We start from the raw sequence: 24851 nt of genomic DNA on the forward strand, positions 1-24851 counted from the left end.
CTCCGGTTGCCGGGAAATGCGTGCATTTTCCACTTGGGCACATCGATGCCGTTGGCCCGTGAGGGTCCACCCCTTTTTCTGCTCTCACGTTCACGGGTGGGACGCGTTCATTTCAATTCTCCTGTGTGAGTCTGCGTCCTCGTAACGCAGGAGCAACAGGATATTTTCTTGGCGTTGTTGATGTGATGGATTCGAACGACCGCCTCGCAGACTTCATCAGAAGAATCAATTTGAAGTGACATGTGTCTGGTGGCGGTTGACCTCTGAGGCGCGAAGTTTAGTGAACTCTACTGATCAAGTTAAGTGAACTCAACTTTGTAGTGGTCAGTGCCAGAGACTTATATGTCTTAGCGGCGGCATAAACTAGCTAACGACACAGCTAACATATCATCAAAGTTGTTAGGTAGACCTAAGAATTGGTTGTAGCGGTTGTAGCGGTTGTAGCGGGCGATCGACGGGGCCATGCTTGGATGAAAATCTCACTTGACGTCTGTACGCCGCGGAACTACAGTTGTACTGCGCTTGAGACAACAAGCGTCAGGTTTGGCGACCTGATTTCTAGAGGCGGACGACGACCGCCATATGGCGGTATTTTTTCGTCTGTATACTACGCACGCGTCCAGTTCATGGGCGGGCGGTGGTAGGGAGACCTTCGGGTCTGCCGGTTTCCTCTAGATCCGGTTCGCCAACCTTGTCATTCGCCTGCCCACCCCCGTTTGGCGACGAGAGGGCAGGCATCCACTCTAGAGGATGCTGTCATGTCTACCGCTAAGTCCGCGTCAGTTCCCCCCGCACGTCCCGATTACACCGCCCCCGCTTTTTGCAGCGCGCTGATGAATGACCATTGGGTCACCGGCGACGACAGCGAATTCGCCAAGGTTCCGGCGAACTTCATTGCTGATGTGTATCGGGCGTCTAACGCGATCAGCACAATCGCCCGGCTGGTTCACAACAGCAGTTGCGAGCCGGAAATGTCGAATGCAGAACCTCTCGGACAAGCAGCTCACTTGGGCCTGCTGGACGCGGCCGAGCTTATCGGCCAGTACCTGACCGAAGTTGCGGATCGAATGCTGGAAGGCTTGCAACTGACCAAGCGTGTGAACGAGTCCGCGGAGATGCGCCATGACTGACATTCGCGCACTGAAGACGCTGCCCGAGACACTTCCCAACGTCAGCGTGATGACCAGCATGCTTTCCGTCACGGCCGGCCTCCCGCTACTCGATGCTCTCGAGTCCGCGTCGAATCACCTCGCTGTCGCGCTCGACGTGCTCAGCGAGACTGCTGCCAACAGCACCGAATATTCGAACCAGTTGTATGCGGTTCTCACGTCCGCTGGCATCGCTACCGCACTGGTGAATTCCGTGATCGCCGCCATCGAGACGGGAGACAAGGAGGCTAACCATGGCTAACGTCAAGAGCGCATCCAAGTCTGCCGGGGGCGCGCAAGTCTTCAACCTTGCCGATTTCCAAAAGAATCCGAAGGCGACTCGCACGCCGTCAGCCGAGGAGACGCTACGCAATCACACCCGAGTCTTCGACTTGCTGGCGCAGCATATCCTTGCATGCGCTCGGTTAATTGCAACGCTCGACGAACCGGGAGGGCAGCATGGCTAAACGGGCGACTCCATGCAATCAGCGCACCGTCTTGGGCAACTGTGGGCGTATATTGCGCGAGAATCACCGTTTCGGCGAAGCCGAGCGGTGAGTGCGGCAGCCAATGAATTTTGCATAGCCACGAAGAGAGGCGCGAATGTCCGCGATGTTTCTCACCGACGAAGAGTTGACCGAACTCACCGGGAAGCGCCAGAACGCTGCACGCATCCGTGTCCTGAATAGCATGGGCGTGCAGCACAAGATCCGTCCAGACGGCTCGATCGCCGTCCTACGTGCGCATGTGGAGCGCCTCTTCGGAGAGAAGCCGCAAAAGGATGACCCAGAGGCCGCTTGGACGCCGCCGTGGCTAAACAACAGGGGGCTTTGAGACGGCCGAGAACGGAGGCAACGTGATGATCGCGGCAACGCGTCGCCGACACTTGCCAGTGCCGGGAAGAATGTCCGTTCGCCTGATCGGCAGTCAGCAGTTACAACCGCGCCTAGCTCGACGGGGCGAAAGCAGGGCCCCCTTACCCTGCTGGCGCGGCTTTCTTTAAGGGTGCGTGAGGGCGCAGATGGGGCATTTCGAGGCACGATTTATGAGCCGCGTCGAAGATTTAGTGGCCGACCTCATTGAGATGGCCGACGGCGGCAAGATCGAGAGGTTACATAGTATCGGGAGATTCGGTTGGTTATTGACTGCTGGCCGACATTATCCAGATGATGAGTTCCTCGCTGAAGAGGATATTGATCTACTTGCCCAAGGAGAAAGTATTTGGGCGAAATCCTTGGAAGTCGACAATGAAAACCTGACTTTCATTCGTGAGTGGATCGATGCAAGTCAAGTTGAGAGGGATATTGGGCTTGGAATTTACTGCTGCATTAAGCTGATAGCCTGTGATTTCCGAACTGACGACGAGGCTATTGTGTTGTTTAGGGTTGCGAGTGAGCGATATGCCTACGCGATTGCAGAGCACGGCCCCCACAAAAATCCGGCGGCAGAAATGGCCAATCTACGCCATGCAGAAAGCCGAGCTATGATCAGAGATGCCGTGAAGCACTGGAGAGAAAATATCGACCCCTCGATGTCGGCACAGAGCGCCGCCACGGAACTCACAAGAATTGTTCCGCTATCTCATAAAAAGCTTGCCGAGATAGTGTCAAAGGCAAAAAAGGGAATTATTGTCGATCGTTGACAATTGGTTTGTGCAATATTTTTCGCGTTATGAGTGAGTGACTATGAGTGACGGTGATGTGTATAAACCTGTTCCGAGAGAAATGAGAACTCCCATAACTGATGCGGGCAGCGTTATTTCGGAGGCGTGTGACATCTTTGTGCGAGGTTTAGGCAGCCTTATCGAAAAAAATGGGGAGGACCCTGAAGGACATTTTTTCGATAATATTTTTAAGAAAATTTGGGATGATGAGGCGACTGACGGTGATCGGCAGGAGAGAGATTTTTTTGATGAATTTCAAAAAGATCCAGATGAGGTGAGTAAATTCGCAATGCTTCACGCGATATTGATCGCAGTTTCATATTCGGTCCAGGCCATGAAGGCAGAAAAGAATAGTGGTCTCGCGTGGAGTTATGCATCGTCAGCAAATTATTGGTGCGGGATCCTCAAGGCAACACCGTATGGCTATAAAGAGGATAAATCGCACGCAGCATCCGTTATGGCAAAAAGAAGACATGCAGAAAACTACGCACTGGCCGAGATTGCAAAAAAGCATTGGAAGGAGAATATTGATCCCAAGTTGTCCGCCCAGAGGGCGGCGACTGAACTGACGAAGATCGTCCCGTTGTCACATAAAAAACTCGCGGAGATCGTATCGGAAGCGAAAAAAGAAATGAGCGGAGACTGAATCCTTCCCGTCTGCGCAGAGCGGAATGTCTACGCAAGGCGGAACCTGTGCGTACACGTGTAGCAGTAGAGGTTACGGTCAAATAGCATTAGCTCACCAACTTCAACAAAGACGACCATTGCTGGTTGCGCGGAATTTTCCCGCTGCCTAGATTTGGGTTGTCTCAGTCAGGGTGAGCGAACGTGAAGAAGACAGCAGCGCAGGCCGATTCCGGCCAGCCGATCGAGCCGATCCTCCCCCGGGTCGGCCTCTCCAAATGGGCCCAGATCGCGCCCTTTATTCCGGTGTGCCGTGAGTCCTGGCGGAAGCTGGGGCTCGCCGGCAAGGCCCCTCAGCCCATTCGCATGAGCCGCACGTGCTCCGTGTACAGCAACGCCGAAGTGCACCGGTGGCTGGCCGATCCGCTCGGCTATGCGACGGCGCCTCAGGAAGGGCGGGAGGCGGCGTGATACCCGTCCGAGATGCACACGAACGTCGTCGACAAGGTCATCAATTTCGGCGACGTATTCGGCAGCCAAACATCCTGATCGAAACGGCGGTCTGCTTGATCGAGAAAGTCAACCACACGAGGCTGTTGATCGGCGTCTCCTCAAGGGCTGGTGCGGCTTTCCGAGACGATCGCGACAAGGCTTTCGTCCACTTTTCCGGGAACCGCGAAGGCCGTACTGGGTGGATCAGAGCCGGCTAATCAGCCGCTTTAGCTCGGGTGGCACTGTTTTATTGCTACTCGAGGCCACTGTTTGGATGGCCCATAATTTAGGTGCATCGACCGCCAATCGATGATTTGAGGGAAGCCCCGCTCGGGGAAAGTTGAGGCGAGCCGAACCCTCCGGCAAACCGAACCGGCTTGGCCGCCGGCAGCTTTCCCCCAGCGGGGTTTTATTTTGTCTAATTCGCACTGCTTAGGAAGTGGTGGGAAAGGATGGCAGGTATGAAGCGCGTTGAAATTGATCGGTCAGTTGTTGATGACGAGGCACGCGAAAGGCGCATCGCCGAGCTCGGGCGCCTAATTGAGGCGCCATGTGACTCGGTCACGCGTCGACAGCGCTGGCTCGAGATGCAAGCCGAGATCGCTGCGCGGAGTTCCGCCCAGGTTGCTCGGATGGAGCGCGCGCGGGGGCTTAGCCGATGAGAACGCTCCTCAAACGTGCCCTGATGTGGGCCTACGGCGCCGGCCTCTTGTCGCTGCAGAACACGCAGCGCGTCTATGACTTCTTTCGTCTGTCGAGGCACTGATGGCCGCCACCGATTACCTGCTCGATCTCGGGCATCCCGTCGCGTACTACCCGGGCCTCGTGAAGCACCTCGGCAGCGTCAACGCCGTCCTGTTCTTCAGCCAGATTTTCTATTGGCAGGACAAGGCCGCATCGGAGCTTGGCGTGTACAAGACCGTCGAGGAAATCGAAGCCGAAACCGGCATGACTTATCGCGAACAGGCGACAGCCCGCAAGCAGCTGGTCGAACGCGGTGTGTTGATCGAGACGAACAAGCGACTCGAGCACCGCGTCTACTACCGAATTGACCTCGATCGCCTGAACGAGATGTTGGAATCCGCGAACTGCGGAAAGCGCATTTCGGGGGATGCTGATTCCGCAGTCCGCGGGGCAGCGAAAGCGCAAGTCGTTAATAAGACAAAGACTACTACAGAGACTACATCAAAGAGTACGGCTGACACGTCAGCCAAGCGCGATGTCGTCGACGAAAAGTTCGATGAAGCGTGGCGGCAGTATCCGAAACGTGAAGGCTCGAATTCGAAGCAGGCAGCGCTGCGGGCGTGGAACGCTCGAATCCGTGAAGGCATCGATCCGGGTGTCCTGGTCGCGGCAGTCGTCGCCTACGCTGCGGCGATGAAGGCTGCAGGGAACATCGGCACGCCGTACGTCAAGCAGGCGTCGACGTTCTTCGGTCGTGATCGGCACTTCGAGGAATTCGCGAAGTCGCAGCCGTTAGGCAGCGATCTCTTCGCTGGCGGCGATGCAATGCCGTGGTGGAAGGCGGCGGGCTTCACGTACCAGTGGCAGGCGACCAACGCCGGTTGCAGCGAGCGTTCGGCCCATCTCTGGGCCAACGGTGTACGGCAAGGAGTGCCGGCATGAACGCGCGAGAACTGGCCGAACTGATGGCGCAGAACGCGCCGGCCGTCGCCGAGCACCTCCTGCCCAACGGTCGCAAGTCGGGCAAGGAATGGAAATCCGGCAGCACGGCGGGCGAGAAGGGGCAGAGCCTGTCGGTATGCCTCGGCGGTGCCAAGCGGGGCGTTTGGAAGGATTTCGCGAGCGGCGAGGCCGGTGACCTGCTCGACCTCTGGTGCGCATGCCGCTCGCTGTCCGTAGCCGATGCGATGCGCGAGGCGAAGCAGTTCCTCGGCGTCCGCGACGATATGCCGAAACGGCAGGCTCCGACGTATCAGCGTCCGGCGCGGCCGAAGGCGACGCGCCCGACGAGTTTGCTGGACGAGTGGTTCGGTGGCCGCGGTATCACCGCGGAAACCGTGAAGGCGTTCCAGATCGCCGAGCAGGCCAACGGACCGAAGACGCACATCGTCTTCCCGTACCTCCGTGGCGGCGAGCTGATCAACGCCAAGTACCGGAACATCGCGGACAAGAAGGACATGCGGCAGGAGGCCGGCGCCGAGCCGTGTCTGTTCGGCTGGAACCTGATCGACCCGGCCCAGCGCATCGTTGCGATTGCTGAGGGCGAGATCGATGCCATGACGTTGCATCAGGTGGGTATTCCGGCGCTGTCGGTGAACGCCGGCGCCGGCAACCACCAGTGGATCGACAGCGACTGGGAACGGCTCGAGCGGTTCAGCGAGATCCTGCTTTGCTACGACAACGACGAGGCCGGCCGGAAGGGGGCTCAGGAGGTCGCAAACCGCCTCGGCATCGAGCGTTGCCGCGTCGTGTTCTTCGGCGAATCGAAGGATGCGAATGGATGATCAGAACGTGGACGAACTTGTAGCCCGATGGGTGTGGTGGTGCGAAACGCGCCGGATCTTTGCGCCTCGCCCGTCGAGCAATGTGCTGGCTCGTTTGCAACCGCGGCGCCGGCGACCGGTAGAACCGGACTCATTCCTTGATCCAGCGATGCCGTATCTGAACATGGCTATCCACTCGCTTTGCGATCAGATCGATCAGCAGACGTGCGCAAATGCCTTCTTAGCGGTCTACTGGTATCGCATCCCGATTAAGCAGGTTGCATACGAGATGAAGTGTGCACGCGGAACGGTGTACAACCGAGCACGTAACTTCGCTTCACGCGCTGCGATGCTGGGTAAGTTAATCAAGGCAATGCACGACGGGAGCTTCACGGAGCATTGTTCAACTAAGATTGAACAAAATAGCGCTGTCGTTGATTGAACATCAACCGTAAAATTCCGGATGTTTATGCCAGTCTCGAAAATTGCGTCCGCAATCGGATATGATGGGTCTCCCACGCACGGAGATTTTCATGTCAATCTACGACGACTACAAGAACGCGCTTGTCGCAAGAAGGGACGCGGAAAGACGAGAGCTGGCTGAGATCGAGAACGAGATCTCAGGTCTGTTTGAGGCCCTCCACGACGAGCTCGGTTGTCCTCCGGAAGCTCTTACACTATTGAGATCGGATGGTGAATTGGCTCACCCGTTTGATTTTGCACCGGATGAGAACGGGGAGACGAGCTTCATCATCGAACTGAAGGTTCGTGACGGAGACGAAGTTCTTGATACGATAAACATCCCTATTACTGGTGTTCCGGCAATGGGTTCATCAAAGCGGCTGATCAAAGTTAGCCGCAAAGAAGTTCATGGTGTAACGGACAGTTTCAATTCGTCGCCTGTCATTGACGCTGTCAAGGCGATTATTTACAAGAAGATTTCATAAGTAACTCGCGCTTCGGCGCGAGGTTTGAGTCGAAAGCCCGCTTGGCAGCCGCCAGCGGGCTTTTTGCTTTGGCTCTTCCGCAAGCCGTGAGTGCGCAAACCGCGGCAGCTGCTGACGTATTGGAAGCCAGTGGTCTCCGCCGGATTCCGGAACTCGTGCTGGCGACGGGCGGCAGCGACTTGGAGCCGATCCGCGGGAACGCGTCGACTTCGAGAGAGTTGATTACCTTGTCTGCGTAGACTTCCGTCCAGCCGTCCTTCTGCGACTCGAACCACTCCCGCGCGACAGCTTCGAAGGACGACGATGCCTCGATAGCCCGGGCCCGCTTGATCTCGCGCTTCTGTTCGGTCGGGTCGGTTCCGGCAGCCAACAGCTTCCGTGCAGCGAGACAGGCTTGTCGTGCCTCGGCCAACGACACTTCGGGGTAGACGCCGAACGACGCGAGCTTTTCTTTCCCATCGAACCGATACTTCATGCGCCAGTACTTGGAGCCGTTCGGCATGACCTGGAGATAAAGCCCCTTGCCGTCTGCAAGACGGTAAGGCTGCTCGGCAGACTTCGCGCGACGCACCTTCAAGTCAGTGAGAGGATCGGTTTGCTTCGGCATTTTGCGTTGGGGTATCGACGCCGAGCACTTCGGGGTATATCCCCACTGATACCCCCAAGGTGCTTGGCTTGTACTGGGCAGTCGTGGGCAATGATGGCAGCAAAAATCCCGGCACAGCAAGGCTTTGCGGGGCTTTTTAGGAAATCTTGGGAGGCTTTGGGAACCTAGCTGGTCCCCCCGACAGGAATCGAACCTGTATCTAGCGCTTAGGAGGCGCTTGTTCTATCCATTGAACTACGGGGAGAGCCATATCCGGGCATTCGCGCAAAAGAAGGCGAACCGGACGGCGGTGTGGACAGCGCGCAGAGTATAGCAAACGCGCGGCGCGTCGGCGGGGCGGAATGCCCCCGCGACACGCGTATCGCGTAATCAACCGCGATCGAAACGGAAAATCAGAAATCGACGACGACGAAATCTTCCTTGCCCACGTCGCACAGCGGGCAGCGCCAGTCCGCCGGAATGTCGGCGAAACGCGTGCCGGCCGGGATGCCTTCGTCGGGCAGCCCTTCCGCTTCGTTGTAGACCCACCCGCAAATCAGGCAGACCCAGCTCTGGTATTCGGTTACTTCGCTCATGTTGCGCTCGGGATAATGAAAATTCGGCGATGCCGTCCGCAGCCTGGCCGGCGGACGAAAGGCGCAATGGTACCGGAATTTCGCCGAACGCCTGCGCAACGTCGTTTTAAACGTACGCATCGCGAACAACCGGCGCCGTCGCGTCGGTCGGGCATGCAGTGTATGCTTCGTGAGCCTGTCAATCTGAAGGAGGAAACGATGCTCAACAGAAAGTGGATCGCGGGTGCAGTCTGTGTCGCGGCGCTGGCCGTATCGACGCTCGCGCGCGCCGAAGCGCGTGTGTTCTTCGTCGAGCCGCAGGACGGCGCGACGGTGTCGAGCCCCGTGCACGTGAAGTTCGGTCTCGAAGGCATGGCGCTCAAGCCGGCCGGCGACATGACCCCGGATACCGGTCATCATCATCTGCTGATCGACGGCAAGCCGGTGCCGAAGGGCGACGTGATCCCGGCGACCGACCATTCGCTGCATTTCGGCAAGGCCCAGACCGAAACCGACGTGAAGCTGCCGCCTGGCCAGCACACGCTGACGCTGCAGCTCGGTGACGGCGCGCACCGTTCGTACGGTCCCGAACTGAGCTCGACGATCACGGTCAACGTGAAATAATCGCACGTCCCGCGCCGGCGCTCGCCGCGCCGCGCACGGGATCGGTCGATCGGCCGGCCGCGGGCATCCGGCCGGCGTTCGGCCGTTTACGCGGGCACGTAAACGACGGCCGGCATCCACGCGAAAAACCGTCCGCAACCCGCTCCCGGCATCGCGCCGACGCGCTTCAAGCGCATCCCGCGGCGCTCGTCCGTCCAGCCAAGCCGATCCCGGCCCGCGCGCCCGGTACAATGGGCGCTTCCGATTTCTCTCTTCGCCGTCTCCCCATGTCGCTCTATTCCATTACCGGCGCGCAGCTCGCGTTCGGTCACGTCGCGTTGCTCGATCACGCGGATTTCTCGCTGGAAGCCGGCGAGCGGGTCGGCCTGATCGGCCGCAACGGCGCGGGCAAGTCGTCGCTGCTGAAGATCGTCGCCGATCTCGCGAAGCCCGACGACGGGCTGGTCACGCGCCAGCAGGAGCTCGTGACGGTCTACGTGCCGCAGGAGCCCGAATTCGAGCCGGGCGCGACGGTGTTCGACGCGGTCGCGTCAGGGCTCGCGCATACGCGCGAACTGCTCGAAGAATACGATTCGATCGCGCACCGCCTCGCGGAGATCCCGGAAGGTGCCGAACACGATGCGCTGCTCGCGCGGATGAACGCGCTGCAGTCGTCGCTGGACGCGCACGACGCGTGGAACTGGCGCACCCGCGTGTCGATGACGCTCGCGCAGATCGGCCTGCAGGACGTCGACGCAAGCGTCGAAGCGCTGTCGGGCGGGATGCAGAAGCGCGTCGCGCTGGCGCGCGCGCTGGTGCTGCAGCCCGACGTGCTGCTGCTCGACGAGCCGACCAACCACCTCGACTTCGACGGCATCCGCTGGCTGGAAGAGCTGCTCGTCGCGCAGCGCGCGGGCCTGCTGTTCATCACCCACGATCGCGCATTCCTCGACCGCGTCGCGACGCGCATCGTCGAGCTCGATCGCGGCCGGCTGCTGTCGTACCCGGGCAATTTTTCCGCGTACCAGACGCGCAAGGCGCAGCAGCTCGAAGTCGAGCGGGTGGAGAACGAGAAGTTCGACAAGCTGCTCGCGCAGGAAGAAGTGTGGATCCGCAAGGGCGTCGAAGCGCGCCGTACGCGCAGCGTGGGCCGCATCGCGCGGCTCGTGCAGATGCGCAACGAGCGCGCGGAGCGCCGCAATGCGCAGGGCAACGTGAAGCTGGACGTCGCGCAGGGCGAGAAGTCCGGCAAGATCGTCGCGGAGCTGACCGACGTGACGAAGCGTTACGGCGGCCGCACGGTGGTCGACCGCTTCTCGACGACGGTCATGCGCGGCGACAAGATCGGCTTCGTCGGCCCGAACGGCGCCGGCAAGACCACGTTGCTGAAACTGATCCTCGGCGACCTGAAGCCCGACGAAGGCACGGTGCGCACCGGCACGAACCTGCAGGTCGCGTATTTCGACCAGATGCGCGCGCAGCTCGACCAGGAGAAGAGCCTCGCGGATACGATCAGCCCCGGCAGCGAATGGGTCGAGATCGGCGGCGTGCGCAAGCACGTGATGAGCTATCTCGGCGATTTCCTGTTCGCGCCGGAACGCGCGCGTTCGCCGGTGAAGTCGCTGTCCGGCGGCGAGCGCAACCGGCTGCTGCTCGCGCGCCTGTTCGCGCGCCCGGCCAACGTGCTGGTGCTCGACGAACCGACCAACGACCTCGACATCCCGACGCTCGAACTGCTCGAAGAGCTGCTGGCCGACTACGACGGCACGGTGCTGCTCGTCAGCCACGATCGCGCGTTCCTCGACAACGTCGTGACGTCGGTGATCGCGGCGGAGGGCGACGGCAAGTGGCGCGAATATGTCGGCGGCTTCACCGACTGGCAGATCCAGAGCGAGCGCTCGGAGCAGCTCGCGCAGCAGGAAGCGGCGAAGCGCGCGGTCAAGGAAGCGGCGCCCGCGAAGGACGAGCCGGCGAAGAGCGCGGCCGGCCGCAACGCGCAGCGCACGGTGAAGCTGTCGTTCAACGAACAGCGCGAGCTCGATTCGCTGCCGGAGAAGATCGCCGCGCTCGAAGCCGAGCAGAAGACGATCAATGCGCAACTCGAGGACGGCTCGATTTTCGCGAAGGACCCGCAGGAAGGCACGCGCCTGACCGAGCGGTTCGCGGCGATCGACGACGAATTGCTCGCCGCGCTCGAACGGTGGGAAACGCTCGAGGCGAAGCGCAAGCCGGTGTGACGCGTGCGGCGCGCGCCGATCCCGCGATTGGCGCGCCACGCGGAACCAGTAAAATACCGCGCGTTCAGGGGCGCGCAGCGCACGCCGCGCGCCCGCTTTCGGAGCAGTCCAAGCACACCGTTGTTTCGATTCGCTTTTTTACGGAACTCAACGTTTTGTCCACGACGTTATCCACACGAGGTGTGGACAACGTCCCGATGAATGACGAAATTCAGCGCCTATGTCAACGAAGAAACCCAGCGCGGCCTATAGCGAAGCATCGATCAAGGTGCTCAAGGGTCTCGAGCCGGTCAAGCAGCGGCCCGGCATGTACACCCGTACCGAGAATCCGCTGCACATCATCCAGGAAGTCATCGACAACGCGTCCGACGAGGCGCTCGGCGGCTACGGCAAGCAGATCACGGTCACGCTGCACGCCGACCAGTCGGTCTCGGTCGAGGACGACGGCCGCGGCATCCCGTTCGGCATGCATCCCGAAGAAGGCGTGCCGGTCGTCGAGATCGTGTTCACGCGCCTGCACGCGGGCGGCAAGTTCGACAAGGCCGCGGGCGGCGCGTATACATTCTCGGGCGGCCTGCACGGCGTCGGCGTATCGGTGACGAACGCACTCGCGACGCGACTCGACGTGACGGTGTGGCGCGACGGCAAGATGGCCGAGCTCGGCTTCGCGGAAGGCGACGTGGTCAAGCCGCTCGCGACGCAGGCGGCGGGCCGCGGCGAGAAGAAATCCGGCACGCGCGTGCAGGTGTGGCCGAATCCGAAATACTTCGATTCGCCGAACCTGCCGCTCGGCGAGCTGCAGCGTCTGTTGCGCTCGAAGGCGGTGCTGCTGCCGGGCGTCGAGGTCGTGCTCGTCAACGAAAAGACGGGCGAGCGCCAGACGTGGAAGTACGAAGACGGCCTGCGCGGCTACCTGCTCGACGAAATGAACGGCAGCGAGCTGCTGATCCCGCTGTTCGAAGGCGAGCGTTTCGCCGATTCGCGTTCGACCGACGAAACCTTCGCCGAGGGCGAAGGCGCGTCGTGGGTCGTCGCATGGAGCGAGGAAGGTTCGCTCGTGCGCGAGTCGTACGTGAACCTGATTCCGACGCCGGCCGGCGGCACGCACGAGTCGGGCCTGCGCGACGGTCTCTACCAGGCGGTGAAGAGCTTCGTCGAGCTGCACAACCTGCAGCCGAAGGGCGTGAAGCTGCTCGCGGAAGACGTGTTCGCGCGCGTGTCCTTCGTGCTGTCCGCGAAGGTGCTCGATCCGCAGTTCCAGGGGCAGATCAAGGAGCGGCTGAACAGCCGCGACGCGGTGAAGCTCGTGTCGTCGTTCTCGCGTCCGGCGCTCGAACTGTGGCTGAACCAGCACGTCGAGCACGGCAAGAAGCTCGCCGAACTCGTGATCAAGCAGGCGCAGGCGCGCACGCGCGCGGGCCAGAAGGTCGAGAAGCGCAAGAGCTCGGGCGTCGCGGTGCTGCCCGGCAAGCTGACCGACTGCGAGACGGAAGATATCGCGCGCAACGAACTGTTCCTCGTCGAGGGCGACTCGGCGGGCGGCTCCGCGAAGATGGGCCGCGACAAGGAATACCAGGCGATCCTGCCGCTGCGCGGCAAGGTGCTGAACACGTGGGAAACCGAGCGCGACCGCCTGTTCGCGAACAACGAGGTGCACGACATCTCGGTCGCGATCGGCGTCGACCCGCACAGCCCGGACGACGGCGTCGACCTGTCGAACCTGCGCTACGGCAAGATCTGCATCCTGTCGGACGCGGACGTCGACGGCTCGCACATCCAGGTGCTGCTGCTCACGCTGTTCTTCAAGCATTTCCCGCAGCTGATCGAGCGCGGCCACGTGTACGTCGCGCGCCCGCCGCTGTTCCGCGTCGATGCGCCCGCGCGCGGCAAGAAGCCCGCACAGAAGCTCTATGCGCTCGACGACGGCGAGCTCGAGGCGATCCTCGACAAGCTGCGCAAGGACGGCGTGCGCGACACGCAGTGGAGCATCAGCCGCTTCAAGGGTCTTGGCGAAATGAGCGCCGAGCAGTTGTGGGACACGACGATGAACCCCGACACGCGCCGCCTGATGCCGGTGAAGCTCGGCGAGCTCGACTACGAGGCGACCGTCGCGCGGATGACGATGCTGATGGGCAAGGGCGAGGCAGCCGCGCGGCGCGGCTGGCTCGAGGAAAAGGGCAACGACGTCGAAGCGGACATTTAAGCGGAGCATCCGCGCGGCCGGGCATGACGCCCGGCCCGGCCTCACGCCACTTACGAATACGGAATTCAGATGGACGACAATACTTCCGATCTCTTTGCCGGGTCCGATGCACCGGATGCCGAAGCGCTGACGCTCGGCAATTACGCGGAGCAGGCGTATCTCAGCTACGCGGTCAGCGTCGTGAAGAGCCGCGCGCTGCCCGACGTGTGCGACGGCCAGAAGCCGGTGCAGCGCCGGATCCTGTTCGCGATGAACGAAATGGGTCTTGGCCCGGACGCGAAGCCGGTGAAGTCGGCGCGCGTGGTCGGCGACGTGCTCGGTAAATACCATCCGCACGGCGACCAGTCGGCGTACGACGCGCTGGTGCGGCTCGCGCAGGATTTCTCGCTGCGCTACCCGCTGATCGACGGGCAGGGCAACTTCGGCTCGCGCGACGGCGACGGCGCGGCGGCGATGCGTTACACGGAAGCGCGCCTCACGCCGATCGCGAAGCTGCTGCTCGACGAGATCGACCAGGGCACGGTCGACTTCATGCCGAACTACGACGGCTCGTTCGAGGAGCCGAAGACGCTGCCGAGCCGCATGCCGTTCGTGCTGCTGAACGGCGCGTCGGGCATCGCGGTCGGCCTCGCGACTGAAATCCCGTCGCACAACCTGCGCGAAGTCGCGGCCGCGGCGGTCGCGCTGATCCGCAATCCGAAGCTCACGCACGCGGAGCTGATGAGCTTGATTCCCGGCCCGGATTTCCCCGGCGGCGGCCAGATCATCTCGAGCGACACCGAAATCTCGGCGGCGTACGAAACGGGGCGCGGCAGCCTGAAGGTGCGCGCGAAGTGGAAGATCGAGGATCTCGCGCGCGGCCAGTGGCAGCTCGTCGTGACCGAACTGCCGCCGAACACGTCGGGCCAGAAGGTGCTCGAGGAAATCGAGGAACTGACCAACCCGAAGCTCAAGCTCGGCAAGAAGACGCTGACGCCCGAGCAGCTCAACACGAAGAAGGCGATGCTCGACCTGCTCGACGCAGTGCGCGACGAGTCGGGCAAGGAAGCGGCGGTGCGGCTCGTGTTCGAGCCGAAGTCGCGCACGATCGACCAGACGGAATTCGTGAACACGCTGCTCGCGTACACGAGCCTCGAATCGAACGCGACGCTGAACCTCGTGATGATCGGCGCGGATGGCCGGCCGGGCCAGAAGGGCCTGCTGACGATCCTCGACGAATGGGTGAAGTTCCGCCAGCTGACGATGACGCGCCGTTGCCGCCATCGTCTCGCGAAGGTCGACGACCGCATCCACATCCTCGAAGGGCGGATGATCGTCTTCCTGAACATCGACGAGGTGATCCGCATCATCCGCGAGTCGGACGAGCCGAAGGCCGCGCTGATGAGCGCGTTCGGCCTCAGCGAGCGGCAGGCCGAGGACATTCTCGAAATCCGCCTGCGCCAGCTCGCGCGGCTCGAGAAGATCAAGATCGAGAAGGAACTCGAAGCGCTGCGCGACGAGAAGGCGAAGCTCGAGGAGCTGCTCGCCAACGACAGCGCGATGAAGCGGCTGATGATCAAGGAGATCGAGGCCGACGCGAAGCAGTACGGCGACGATCGCCGCACGCTGATCCAGCAGGAAAAGCGCGCGACGTTCGAGGCGAAGGTGGTCGACGAGCCGGTGACGGTCGTCGTGTCGCAGAAGGGCTGGGTGCGCGCGCTGAAGGGCCACGGGCTCGACCCGGCCGGCTTCACGTTCAAGGCGGGCGACCACCTGTACGCGGCGTTCCAGTGCCGCACGCCGGATCGGCTGATCGCATGGGGCAGCAGCGGCCGCGTGTATTCGGTCGACGTGTCGGTGCTGCCGGGCGGGCGCGGCGACGGCGTGCCGGTCACGTCGCTGATCGAGCTCGAATCGGGCTCGCACCTGATGCACTACTACGCGGCGCCGGCCGACCAGCAACTGCTGCTCGCGTCGAGCAACGGCTTCGGCTTCCTCGCGAAGGTCGGCGACATGGTGAGCCGCGTGAAGGCCGGCAAGTCCTTCATGACGATCGATGCGGGCGCGGTGCCGCTCGCGCCGATGCCGGTGCTGCCGAACGCGACGCAGGTCGCGTGCCTGTCGAGCGGCGGGCGCTTGCTGGTGTTCGGGATGGACGAGATGAAGACGCTGTCCGGCGGCGGCCGCGGCGTGATCCTGATGGCGCTCGACGACAAGGAAACGCTCGTGCAGGCGCTGGCGATCGATCCGGCCGGCGTCGTGCTGATCGGCACCGGCCGCGGCGGCAAGGCGCAGGACGACACGCTGTCGTACGCCGGGCTCGCGCCGCACATCGGCAAGCGCGCACGCAAGGGCCGCACGCCGGAGACGAAGCTCAAGGTCGTCAACGAGCTGCGCCCGCTGCTCGGCTGACGCCGCGCGGGGCGTCCGGATCGTCCGGTTCGACGGTTCGGCCGCGATCGAAGGCCGCACGTCCGCTTCGGCGGCCGTGCGGCTTTTTCTTTTTTTGACGCGGGGATTCGGGTAAGCAAGCGTGGCGCTGTCACGCGGAATTTGCAAAATAGTGTGAAATCGCGCCGAGGGTCTGAACCGCGACGCGACTGGCTGGTCGAACGTCGCTTGATGCCGCGCGCGACGCGGCCGTTCGCTGCCCCCCCCTCATACAGGATCGTCGCCATGTCCCACGCCGTTGCCGTCGCGCTGTTTCTTCACCTGCTGGCCGTCGCCGTGTGGGTGGGCGGGATGGTCTTCGCGCACTTCTGCCTGCGCCCGGCGCTGTCCGACCTGTCGCCGCAGTTGCGGTTGCCGCTGATCGAAGGCGTGTTCGGCCGCTTCTTCAACTGGGTGTCGGGGGCCGTGATCGTGATCCTGCTGTCCGGCGGTTTCCTGCTGACGAGCTTCGGCGGCGCACACGCGACGTGGTCGCTGCATGCGATGGCCGGGCTCGGCGTCGTGATGATGCTGATCTTCGGGCACATCCGCTTCGCGCTGTTCCCGCGCATTCGCCGTGCGGTGCAGGCGCAGAACTGGCCGGACGGCGCGCGCGCGGTGAACGCGGTGCGCCTGCTCGTCGTCGTGAATCTCGTGCTCGGCGTCGTCACGATCGGCGCGGCCGTGCTGTCGCGCGGTTTCTGACCGGCCGGCGTCCGGCCGCTGCCGGGTCGCCGCGGGCCTGGCGGCACGCGGCGCTACGCGGCCAGCATCGCGTCGAGCAGCCATGAACCGGCCGGCCCGAGCGGCCGGTTGCGCGACCACACCGCATCCACCCGCACGCGGCGCGGCCAGCCGCGCGAGCGCAGCTCGCACAGGCGGTCGCGCGCGAAGTGCTCGACCATCCAGCGCGGCAGTTCCGCCCAGCCGAACCCCAGCACCGCCATCTCCAGCAGCATCAGGTAGCTCGGCGCCAGCCAGTGCTGCGTGCCGACGACGATCCGGTCGTCGGTGCCGCGACCTTCCGTCTTCACGTAGGTATTGAGGCGCAGTTCGCGCACGTCGCGCAGCGCCGCGTGCGGCACCTCGGCGTCGCCGTATTCGGCAAGCACGTGCGTGCGGCCGACGAACAGTCCGATCTCCGATTCCTCCGCCACCGTCGCCGCGCCGATATCGGCCGGGTAGGCCGCGCGCGCGGCCATCAGCCCGAGTTGCGCGCGGCCTTGCTGGATCAGGTCGAGCACGTCGTCGTGCTCGGCGATCTGGCATTCGAGCTCGAGCGCCGGAAAGCGCCGTTCGAGCGCCATCAGCGTCTCTTCGTAGCGCTTCGACTGGTACGTATCGGAGACGACGAGCGTGAGCCGCGCTTCCTCGCCGTGGGCGAGCCGGGCGGCCGTGCGGTCGATCGCCGCGCTGGCCTCGAGCGCGCGCTGCACCTGCGGCAGCAGCGCGCGGCCGGCGTCGGTGAGCGTCGGCGTGCGCGTCGAGCGATCGAACAACTGCACGCCCAGATCGATTTCGAGGTTCGCAATCGCTTCCGACACGGTCGACTGGCGCTTGCCGAGCTTGCGCGCGGCGGCCGTGAACGAGCCGAGCAGCGCCGCTTCGGCGAATGCGAGCAGGGCTTCGGGGGCGTGGTGCATGCAGTGCTCCAGGCGGTGATATATCGGTAAAACCGATGATATCAAACTGGATTAATACGGTATTGCCGATCAAAATGGCCGCCATGGATCAGCTAACGCATTGGAGCGAATCATGAAACAGATCAACAAAACGGTGACGGAGCGCCTGCTGCACGCGCTGACGTTCGAGCTGGTGGCGATCGCGCTGTGCGCGCCGATCGGCGCGTGGCTGCTCGACATGCCGGTGTCGCACGTCGGCGTGCTGACGGTGATGGTGTCGCTGATCGCGATGGCGTGGAACATGACCTTCAACGCGCTGTTCGACCGCTTCGAGCGGCGGGCCGGGTTGTCGCGCACGCTCGGCATGCGGATCGCGCATGCGGTGATGTTCGAACTCGGCCTCGTCGCGATGGTGGTGCCGGTGGCCGCGTGGTGGCTGAACGTGAGCCTCGTCGAGGCGCTGCTGCTCGACCTGGGCATCGTGCTGTTCTTCCTGCCTTACACGTTCTGCTTCAACCTCGCGTACGACGCGCTGCGCGCCCGCTGGATGGCACGCCGGGTCGCGATGCGGGCCGGTTGAGCCGGTGAGGCGAACCGGGCCGGGCAGCGCGACGGCCGCCGCCCGTCAGTGCGCGGCGGCCCACAGCCACACGCTGCAGGCCACGGCGACCGCGCCGTATACGGCATAAACGGGCACCTTGAAGCGCGTGAAGCACAGCGTCGCGAACGCGCCCGTCAGCCAGTAAACCGGGTCGGCCGGTTCGCGATGCAGGATCTTGACGACGGCGACCACGAGAAAGCCCGTCGTCGCCGCGCGCAGCAGGCGCATCCCGTGCTCGAAGCGCGAATGGCGCTTGAGCCGGAGCAGGTGGTTCTGCGCGAACACGACGAGGCATCCCGACGGAATGAACAGCGCGGCGGTGGCGAGCAGCGCGCCGACCCAGCCGTCGGTCAGGTAGCCGAGAAACGGCACCACGTTCAGCAACGGCCCCGGCGCGACCGGCGACAGCGCGAACGCCAGCGTGAAGTCGTGATCGGAGATGCCGGTCGCCGGCGAGACGAACAGCGTCTTGAGCACCGGCAGCGCGGAGAAGCCGCCGCCGAACAGCGTCATGCCGGCGCCCGCGAGCCGCGGCCACAGCAATTGCGCCTGGTAATCGCCGGGCAACGGCACCGCGAACAGCAGCACCAGCACGCCGAGCAGCACGAGCAGGCTGCGGTCGCGCTTCGACAGCGTGAAATCGACCGCGTCGCGTTGCGGCGGCCCCGTCAGCCAGCCCGCTGCAAACGCGGCGAACAGAATCCCGACGAAAGCGGCCGGACTATGCGCGAAAGCGAGCAGAATCGTCGAGAGCGCGGCGATCGCCTGTTCGAGCCGCGTGCGCGCGAGCGAGCGCAACTGCTTGACCCACGTGACGCCGATCAGCGCGGCGAGCACCATCCCGAAGTGATTGATCAGCATCGGCGCGGCAAGCGAGCGCACGAGCGGCGTCTGATAGAAGATCGCGAACAGCGTCATCAGGATCGAGAACGGCAGCACGCTCGCCATGCCGGCGACCCATGCGCCGGCACGGCCGTGCAGCGTCTGCCCGACCTGCACGGCAACGTTGCAGCCGACGGGGCCCGGTACGAGCCACGCGAGCGCGACGAGATCGCCGAAAACGTGCGGCTCGATGCGCTGCAGCCGCTCCACGTAATGGCGTTCGAGTTGCGCCATCATCGAAAGCCCGCCCCACGAGACGGCCGAAATGCCGGCGACGACCTTGAACAAGGCCCACAGGGAGGCGGGTGCCTCTTCGACACGCGTGGTCGCTTCGACTTCGACGGTTGTCATGATTGTGTGGTTGGCGCAGGGCCGGATCTCTCGCGTAGGGCCGTGCCGGCGGCCCGCCGACACGTCGGCCCTCCCGATTGTCCGCCGCGCATCATGACACTGCCATGCGCGAAAACACCAGTTAATGAACTAAACGATCGGATCGGAACACGAAACAATTGCGGCGGTGCGCAACGCGCGCCGCGGCAGCAGCGGTGCGGCTGTTCAGGCGCCGGTGCTGCCGGTCGCGCGATGCGCGACGACGTTCGGACGATCGCCGCGCACGCCGAAGCGTGCGATCAGCGCGGGAATCGCGTCGGCCGGCACCGGGCGCGAGAACAGGAAGCCCTGCGCCTCGATTTCGCCGAGCGCGGACAGCCACGTGATCTGCTCCTCGGTCTCCGTGCCCTCGACGACGACGGTCAGCCCGAGCGAGCGCGCGAGATGCACGATCGACGACACCATCACGCACACGCTGCGATCGTTCGGGATCGCCTGCACGAACGAGCGGTCGACCTTCAGCGTGTCGACGGAGAAGCGGTGCAGGTACGACAGCGACGAATAGCCGGTGCCGAAATCGTCCAGCGCGATCCGGATGCCGAGCTTTTTCAGCGCGACGATCTTTTCGGACACGAGCTCCGGATATTCCATCATCGCGGTTTCGGTGATCTCGATCTCGAGCCGGTTCGCGTCGATGCCGGTGTCCTGCAGCGCCTGCGAGATCGTCTCGATCAGGTCGCCGCGCCAGAACTGCACGGGCGAGATGTTGACCGCGAGCGTCAGCGTGTCGTGGCCTTCGTCGCGCCAGCGCGCGATCTGCTCGCACGCGGTGCGGATCACGAAGTCGCCGATCGGCACGATCAGGCCGGTCGATTCGGCGATCGAAATGAATTCGTTCGCGGAGATGACGCCGTGCTCGGGGTGATCCCAGCGTGCCAGCGCCTCGAAGCCGGTGATCGTGCGGTGCGTGAGGTCGATCTTCGGCTGGTACGCGAGGAACAGCTGCCCCTCGGCGAGCGCGACGCGCAACTGCTGCTCCCAGCGCATCAGGTGGTCGGCGCGGTGCGACAGGTGCGGCGCATAGAACTGGTAGCAGTTCTTGCCGGCGTCCTTCGCGCTGTACATCGCGAGGTCGGCCTTTTTCAGCAGGTCGATCTCGCTTTCGTTCGCGACGGTGTGCAGCGCGATGCCGATGCTCGCATGCAGCACGAACGAGCTGCCGCGTACGTCGAACGGCTCGCTGAACATCCGGATGATCGCTTCCGCGAGCCGCACCGCGCGCCGCTCGACGTCGTCGCCCTTCATCACGACCACGAACTCGTCGCCGCCGATGCGCGCGAGCGAGCCTTCGTCGTCGACCGCGTCGGCGAGGCGCGATGCGGTCATCTGCAGCACGATGTCGCCGGCGTTGTGGCCGAGCGTGTCGTTGACGGTCTTGAAGTTGTCGAGATCGATGAACAGCAGGCCGAGCCGCGACAGGCTCGCGGGCATCGACACGTCGTTGCGCAGCCCGCGCAGCGTCGCATAGCGGTTCGCGAGGCCGGTGAGCAGGTCGTATTCGGCGAGCTGCGTCATTTCGCGCTCGCGGCCGAGCAGCTTGCCGATCAGGCCCGTCGCGACGCCGAAGAACGCGAGCATCGCGAGCGTGATGAAGCTCGTCATCAGCAGGTAGACGTTGCGCGTGTGCGTGTAGTCCGCGAACTCTTCCGTCTGCGACAGCCCGACCATCACGGCGAGCGGGTAGCCGTCGAGGTGGCGGTACGACACGATGCGCGTCACGCCGTCGATCGGATCGATGATCGTGCCGGTCACCCGCTCCGCGATCGGGTAGACGCCCGAGGCCGAAAACGCGCCCGGCGCGTTGTTGACCGACCCCGTGCGCCGCGCGAGCACCGCGCCCGTGTCGGACACGACCGCGATCACGCCTTCCTTGCCGATGGCCGCGTTGTTGTAGAAATCGTTCGTGAAGTAGCTCGGGTCTTCCGACACCACGACGATGCCCGCGAAGCTGCCGTCCGGGTTGTTCAGGCGCCGCGTCATCTGCAGCGTCCAGTGGCTCGACACGCGGCCGAGCACCGGCTTGCTGATGAACAGGCGATCATCGTTGTGCGCGAGGTGGACCTTGAAGTGCTCGCGGTCGGACAGGTTGATCGGCTGCGGATGGAGTTCGGCGGTGTTCGCGAACAGGATGCCCTTCGCGTTGACGAGCGACACCTGGATCAGCGTGTCGCTCGGCACGACGCCTTTCTCGACGGCGCTCGCGAGATTGAAGCGCGCCGGCGATTTCTCGAATTCGAACTTGACGAAGCGGGTGATCTGGTCGACCTGGTGGATCGCCTTGACCGTATGCTGCTCGAGCGCGGACGACAGGATCGCCGCGGAGGCCGCCGCTTCCTTGTACGCGCTGTCCTTTTCAACGGACAGACGCGCGATGATCACGGCCCACAGCAGCGCGAGCGCCAGCATCCCGAGCAGCGGGATGGCAAACAGCGCACGCCGGCGCGATTTGCGCGGCGCGCGCAGCGGCCGGTTCGGCGGCGTGTGGTTGGACCGGGCGGAGCTCATCGAAGAGGGCGGCGTCCTGCTCGCGTGCGCCATCCGTCTGGATGGCCGGCTATGGTTCGGATTGTCCCGACGTCTGTTCGTTCGCGGGACGCGCAACCATGGACAGACCTCCGAAACAACGGATTAGGCCCGATATTACTGGCTGGAACGTTTTTGCGATAGTTGGGTGAAGCGTAGGGCGCCGGACGAGCCGGCGCCATCGCACATCGCGAAATGTCAGTCGGGTGACCGAAACGTGCCGTCGACGACCGTGACGACGCGGCCGCCGATCCAGGTCGTGCCGTCTTCGTCGTAGCTGACGAAGATGCGGCCGTCGCGGCCGATCGCGGTGCCCTGGCGGGCCGTATACGACGGGCCGGGGCGGCGTGCCTGGCGCGTCAGCAGTCCGGCCAGCGCGGCGTTCGCGCTGCCGGTGACGGGGTCCTCGCCGGGCGTGCCGAACTGGCCGCCCGTCATCAGGCAGCGGATCTCGAACGTCGCGGGGCCGCCTTCGGCATGCGGCGCGTAGGCGGCGAGGCCGTCCACGCCGTAACGCCGGGTGAGCGCGGCCAGCGCGGCCGGATCGGGCGACAGGCCGATGCACGCATCGGCCGACTTCAGCCGCACGACCAGCCACGGCGCGCCGTTGTCGACCGCGCACGGCTCGGCATCGAGGTCGAGCGCGTCGCTGCGCAGCGCGGCGGCCAGTACCGCGTAGTCCGAACGGTCGAGCGGCGTGACGCGTGCCGGCGGCGCGGCGAACGCCCAGCCGTCGGCCTGCTCGCGCAGCGCGACCCGGCCGACTCCGCACTGCTGGATCAGCCGGCCCGGCGTGCGCGGCCGCGCGCCGCTTTCGAGGAACGCATGCGCGGTGCCGAGCGTCGGGTGACCGGCGAACGGCAGTTCGCCGCCCGTCGTGAAGATCCGCACGCGATAGTCGGCTTCCGGATCGGTGGGCGTGCAGAGAAACGTCGTTTCCGACAGGTTCGTCCAGCGGGCGATCTCGAGCATGGCGTCGTCGCCGAGCGAATCGGCGTCGAACACCACGGCAAGCGGATTGCCCTTGAACGGCGCCGACGTGAACACGTCGACCTGCTTGAAACGAACGAGACGGCCGGACATCGCGATGCGCCCGTTACGCGACTTCGGCGATCAGTTCGATCTCGACGCACGCGCCGAGCGGGATCTGCGCGACGCCGAATGCCGAGCGCGCATGCTTGCCCGCGTCGCCGAACACTTCCGCGATCAGCTCCGACGCGCCGTTCGTCACGACGTGCTGTTCGGTGAAGTCGAGCGTCGAGTTGACGAGGCTCATCAGCTTGACGATGCGCGTGACCTTGTTCAGGTCGCCGGTGTGCGCGTGCAGCGTCGCGAGCAGGTCGATCGCGATCGAGCGGGCCGCGGCCTTGCCGTCTTCCGTTTGCAGATCCGCGCCGAGCTTGCCGGCCCAGACCTTGCCGTCCTTCTTCGCGATGTGGCCCGACAGGTAGACCGTGTTGCCGCTTTGCGCGCTCATCACGTAGGCGGCAGCCGGGGCGCCGGCGGTCGGGAGTTCGATGCCGAGCGATTTCAGTTTGTCGTAGACGTTAGCCATGTGTTCGATTCCTCGTAGAGAGTCGTGACAGGAAAAAGGGGATCAGAGGCGCTCGCGCAGCAGCTTGCCGAGGCGCGCGACGCCTTCCTCGATCTTCTCGGGCGGCACCGTCACGAACGACAGGCGCAGCGTGTTCTGCTGCGCGTTCTCCGCGAAGAACGGCGCGCCCGGCACGAAGGCGACGTGGTTGTCGACGGCCGCGGCGAGCAGCTTCATGCTGTCGATCTGCGCGGGCAGGTTCACCCAGATGAACATCCCGCCTTCCGGGCGGTTCCACGTGACGCCTTCCGGCATGTGGCGCGCGAGCGCGCCGAGCATCGCGTCGCATTGCGCGCTGTAGAGCGCGCGGATCGTCGGGATGTGCTCGTCGAGGAAGCCGTCCTTGATCACTTCGTGCGCGATGCGCTGCGTGAGCGTCGGCGTGTGCAGGTCGGTGGCCTGCTTGGCCTGCACGAGCTTGAAGTGGAGTTCCTCGGGCGCGATGATGTAGCCGATCCGCAGGCCCGGCGCGAGCACCTTCGAGAACGTGCCGAGGTGCACGACGTGGTCGGGCGCCATCGACAGCATCGTCGGCAGCGGCTCGCCCTGGTAGTTCAGCGCGCCGTACGGATCGTCCTCCAGCACCGGGAACGGGCTCGTCTGCGCGAACGCGGCGAGCGCGCGGCGGCGCTCGACGGGCAGGCGGCGGCCGGTCGGGTTCTGGAAGTTCGGCTGCGCGTACAGCAGGCGCGCGCCTTGCGTGAGTCCGGGCGTGAGGCCTTCCGGCAGCAGGCCCTGCTCGTCGGTCGGCACCTGCACGTAGCGCGGCTCGTACAGCGAGAACGATTGCAGCGCGCCGAGGTAGGTCGGCGTTTCGACGAGGATCGGGCTGTTCGGGTCGATCAGCGCCTTGCCGAGCAGGTCGAGCGCTTGCTGCGAGCCGGTCGTGATCAGCACCTGCGACACGCGCACGCTGTAGCGCTCGGCGATCCATTCGCGCAGCGGCAGGTAGCCTTCGGTCGCGCTGTACTGGAGCGCGGCGGCCGGCGCGTCGCGCAGCACGCGGTCGGCGGCGGCGCGCATGCGTTCCGCCGGGAACGTCGCGGGGGCGGGCAGGCCGCCGGCGAACGAGATGACCTCGGGGCGTTCCGTGACCTTCAGGATCTCGCGGATCGCAGAGCTCGTCAGCTTGCGGGCGCGTTCGGCAAGCTGCCAGTGCGGCGGATGCAGGTCGCTCGGATTCATAGTCTCCTCGTTCGGATATCGTGGTCAGTCAAGAAAGGTCGTTCGGGCGAATCGCTTCGACGCCGCCGGGTGGGCGAGCGCGAACGCGATGAAGCCTTCGCGGCCGGGTGGGCAAACCGA

General features: G+C 64.0%; 25 protein-coding genes and 1 tRNA gene. 17 read left to right on the top strand and 9 right to left on the bottom strand.

Annotated elements, in window-relative coordinates:
• Window positions 1-758: 758 nt before the first annotated feature.
• From MMB92_RS28690 to MMB92_RS28740, 11 genes are all read left to right on the top strand, one after another.
• Window positions 759-1130, top strand: a complete 372-nt coding sequence (locus MMB92_RS28690; protein WP_208090892.1) for a hypothetical protein — start codon at window positions 759-761, stop codon at window positions 1128-1130.
• Window positions 1123-1410: a hypothetical protein gene (locus tag MMB92_RS28695; RefSeq protein WP_062884390.1), complete on the top strand. Its 288-nt coding sequence runs from the start codon at window positions 1123-1125 to the stop codon at window positions 1408-1410. The genes MMB92_RS28690 and MMB92_RS28695 overlap by 8 nt, the downstream gene beginning before the upstream one ends.
• Entirely contained in the window at window positions 1403-1615 is a 213-nt protein-coding gene (locus MMB92_RS28700; RefSeq protein ID WP_154817283.1) for a hypothetical protein, read from the top strand. Before MMB92_RS28695 ends, MMB92_RS28700 begins: the two co-directional genes overlap by 8 nt.
• Window positions 1616-1751: 136 nt before the next feature.
• Window positions 1752-1982, top strand: coding sequence for a DUF4224 domain-containing protein (locus MMB92_RS28705; RefSeq protein ID WP_062884391.1), 231 nt, complete (start codon window positions 1752-1754; stop codon window positions 1980-1982).
• Window positions 1983-2193: 211 nt separating this feature from the next.
• Window positions 2194-2790 (top strand): hypothetical protein, encoded by a 597-nt coding sequence (locus MMB92_RS28710; RefSeq protein WP_208090273.1) that lies wholly within the window; start codon window positions 2194-2196, stop codon window positions 2788-2790.
• A 43-nt stretch (window positions 2791-2833) separates the two neighbouring features.
• A complete protein-coding gene (locus tag MMB92_RS28715; protein ID WP_154817285.1) occupies window positions 2834-3457 on the top strand; it encodes a hypothetical protein in 624 nt (207 codons plus the stop codon).
• 182 nt (window positions 3458-3639) lie between these two features.
• Window positions 3640-3906, top strand: coding sequence for a transcriptional regulator (locus MMB92_RS28720; protein WP_230391229.1), 267 nt, complete (start codon window positions 3640-3642; stop codon window positions 3904-3906).
• A gap of 786 nt (window positions 3907-4692) precedes the next feature.
• Complete coding sequence (locus MMB92_RS28725) at window positions 4693-5553, top strand: hypothetical protein (RefSeq protein WP_277563110.1); 861 nt, start codon at window positions 4693-4695, stop codon at window positions 5551-5553.
• Entirely contained in the window at window positions 5550-6395 is an 846-nt protein-coding gene (locus tag MMB92_RS28730; protein WP_230391230.1) for a toprim domain-containing protein, read from the top strand. The genes MMB92_RS28725 and MMB92_RS28730 overlap by 4 nt, the downstream gene beginning before the upstream one ends.
• Window positions 6388-6816, top strand: a complete 429-nt coding sequence (locus MMB92_RS28735) for a hypothetical protein (RefSeq protein ID WP_154817286.1) — start codon at window positions 6388-6390, stop codon at window positions 6814-6816. The genes MMB92_RS28730 and MMB92_RS28735 overlap by 8 nt, the downstream gene beginning before the upstream one ends.
• A gap of 91 nt (window positions 6817-6907) precedes the next feature.
• Window positions 6908-7321: a hypothetical protein gene (locus MMB92_RS28740; protein WP_154817287.1), complete on the top strand. Its 414-nt coding sequence runs from the start codon at window positions 6908-6910 to the stop codon at window positions 7319-7321.
• Here the strand turns inward: MMB92_RS28740 and MMB92_RS28745 are convergent.
• The 3 genes from MMB92_RS28745 to MMB92_RS28755 all read right to left on the bottom strand — a co-directional run bounded on the left by MMB92_RS28745 (window position 7299) and on the right by MMB92_RS28755 (window position 8503).
• Window positions 7299-7928, bottom strand: a complete 630-nt coding sequence (locus tag MMB92_RS28745; protein ID WP_230391231.1) for an Arm DNA-binding domain-containing protein — start codon at window positions 7926-7928, stop codon at window positions 7299-7301. The genes MMB92_RS28740 and MMB92_RS28745 overlap by 23 nt on opposite strands.
• A 169-nt stretch (window positions 7929-8097) precedes the next feature.
• Window positions 8098-8172 (bottom strand) — tRNA-Arg (locus tag MMB92_RS28750).
• Window positions 8173-8320: 148 nt separating this feature from the next.
• Window positions 8321-8503, bottom strand: a complete 183-nt coding sequence (locus MMB92_RS28755) for a rubredoxin (RefSeq protein WP_006478164.1) — start codon at window positions 8501-8503, stop codon at window positions 8321-8323.
• Between the two features lie 198 nt (window positions 8504-8701).
• Between MMB92_RS28755 and MMB92_RS28760 the strand changes: the two genes are divergently transcribed.
• From MMB92_RS28760 to MMB92_RS28780, 5 genes are all read left to right on the top strand, one after another.
• A complete protein-coding gene (locus MMB92_RS28760; RefSeq protein ID WP_012328968.1) occupies window positions 8702-9106 on the top strand; it encodes a DUF4399 domain-containing protein in 405 nt (134 codons plus the stop codon).
• Between the two features lie 230 nt (window positions 9107-9336).
• Window positions 9337-11322, top strand: a complete 1986-nt coding sequence (locus MMB92_RS28765; protein ID WP_171983969.1) for an ATP-binding cassette domain-containing protein — start codon at window positions 9337-9339, stop codon at window positions 11320-11322.
• Window positions 11323-11542: 220 nt separating this feature from the next.
• The gene (parE, locus tag MMB92_RS28770; protein WP_006497076.1) at window positions 11543-13525 is read left to right on the top strand and encodes a DNA topoisomerase IV subunit B; all 1983 of its coding nucleotides are present in this window, start codon (window positions 11543-11545) and stop codon (window positions 13523-13525) included.
• A 69-nt stretch (window positions 13526-13594) separates the two neighbouring features.
• Complete coding sequence (gene parC, locus MMB92_RS28775; RefSeq protein WP_006487625.1) at window positions 13595-15916, top strand: DNA topoisomerase IV subunit A; 2322 nt, start codon at window positions 13595-13597, stop codon at window positions 15914-15916.
• 264 nt (window positions 15917-16180) lie between these two features.
• A complete protein-coding gene (locus tag MMB92_RS28780; protein WP_006487629.1) occupies window positions 16181-16639 on the top strand; it encodes a CopD family protein in 459 nt (152 codons plus the stop codon).
• Between the two features lie 53 nt (window positions 16640-16692).
• On the opposite strand, the gene MMB92_RS28785 is transcribed toward MMB92_RS28780, so the two are convergent.
• On the bottom strand, window positions 16693-17577 hold the full coding sequence (locus tag MMB92_RS28785) for a LysR family transcriptional regulator (RefSeq protein ID WP_006487670.1): 885 nt from the start codon (window positions 17575-17577) through the stop codon (window positions 16693-16695).
• A 112-nt stretch (window positions 17578-17689) separates the two neighbouring features.
• Here MMB92_RS28785 and MMB92_RS28790 point away from each other — a divergent pair, with 112 nt between their 5' ends.
• Window positions 17690-18136 carry a multidrug/biocide efflux PACE transporter gene (locus MMB92_RS28790; protein WP_034201481.1) on the top strand — a complete coding sequence of 149 codons (447 nt, stop codon included), beginning with the start codon at window positions 17690-17692 and terminating at the stop codon, window positions 18134-18136.
• 45 nt (window positions 18137-18181) lie between these two features.
• Here the strand turns inward: MMB92_RS28790 and MMB92_RS28795 are convergent, their stop codons facing one another.
• The 5 genes from MMB92_RS28795 to MMB92_RS28815 all read right to left on the bottom strand — a co-directional run bounded on the left by MMB92_RS28795 (window position 18182) and on the right by MMB92_RS28815 (window position 24731).
• A complete protein-coding gene (locus MMB92_RS28795; protein ID WP_006487623.1) occupies window positions 18182-19390 on the bottom strand; it encodes a chromate transporter in 1209 nt (402 codons plus the stop codon).
• Window positions 19391-19594: 204 nt separating this feature from the next.
• Window positions 19595-21934 (bottom strand): EAL domain-containing protein, encoded by a 2340-nt coding sequence (locus MMB92_RS28800; RefSeq protein ID WP_006487653.1) that lies wholly within the window; start codon window positions 21932-21934, stop codon window positions 19595-19597.
• Window positions 21935-22150: 216 nt separating this feature from the next.
• Window positions 22151-23035, bottom strand: a complete 885-nt coding sequence (locus tag MMB92_RS28805) for a PhzF family phenazine biosynthesis protein (protein WP_048984612.1) — start codon at window positions 23033-23035, stop codon at window positions 22151-22153.
• A 13-nt stretch (window positions 23036-23048) separates the two neighbouring features.
• Window positions 23049-23507 carry a RidA family protein gene (locus MMB92_RS28810; RefSeq protein WP_006478174.1) on the bottom strand — a complete coding sequence of 153 codons (459 nt, stop codon included), beginning with the start codon at window positions 23505-23507 and terminating at the stop codon, window positions 23049-23051.
• A 42-nt stretch (window positions 23508-23549) separates the two neighbouring features.
• A complete protein-coding gene (locus MMB92_RS28815; RefSeq protein ID WP_277563111.1) occupies window positions 23550-24731 on the bottom strand; it encodes a PLP-dependent aminotransferase family protein in 1182 nt (393 codons plus the stop codon).
• Between the last annotated feature and the right edge of the window lie 120 nt (window positions 24732-24851).

Origin of the sequence: Burkholderia sp. IO2 (genome assembly GCF_029522185.1) — a bacterium.
GTDB classification, from domain to species: domain Bacteria; phylum Pseudomonadota; class Gammaproteobacteria; order Burkholderiales; family Burkholderiaceae; genus Burkholderia; species Burkholderia cenocepacia.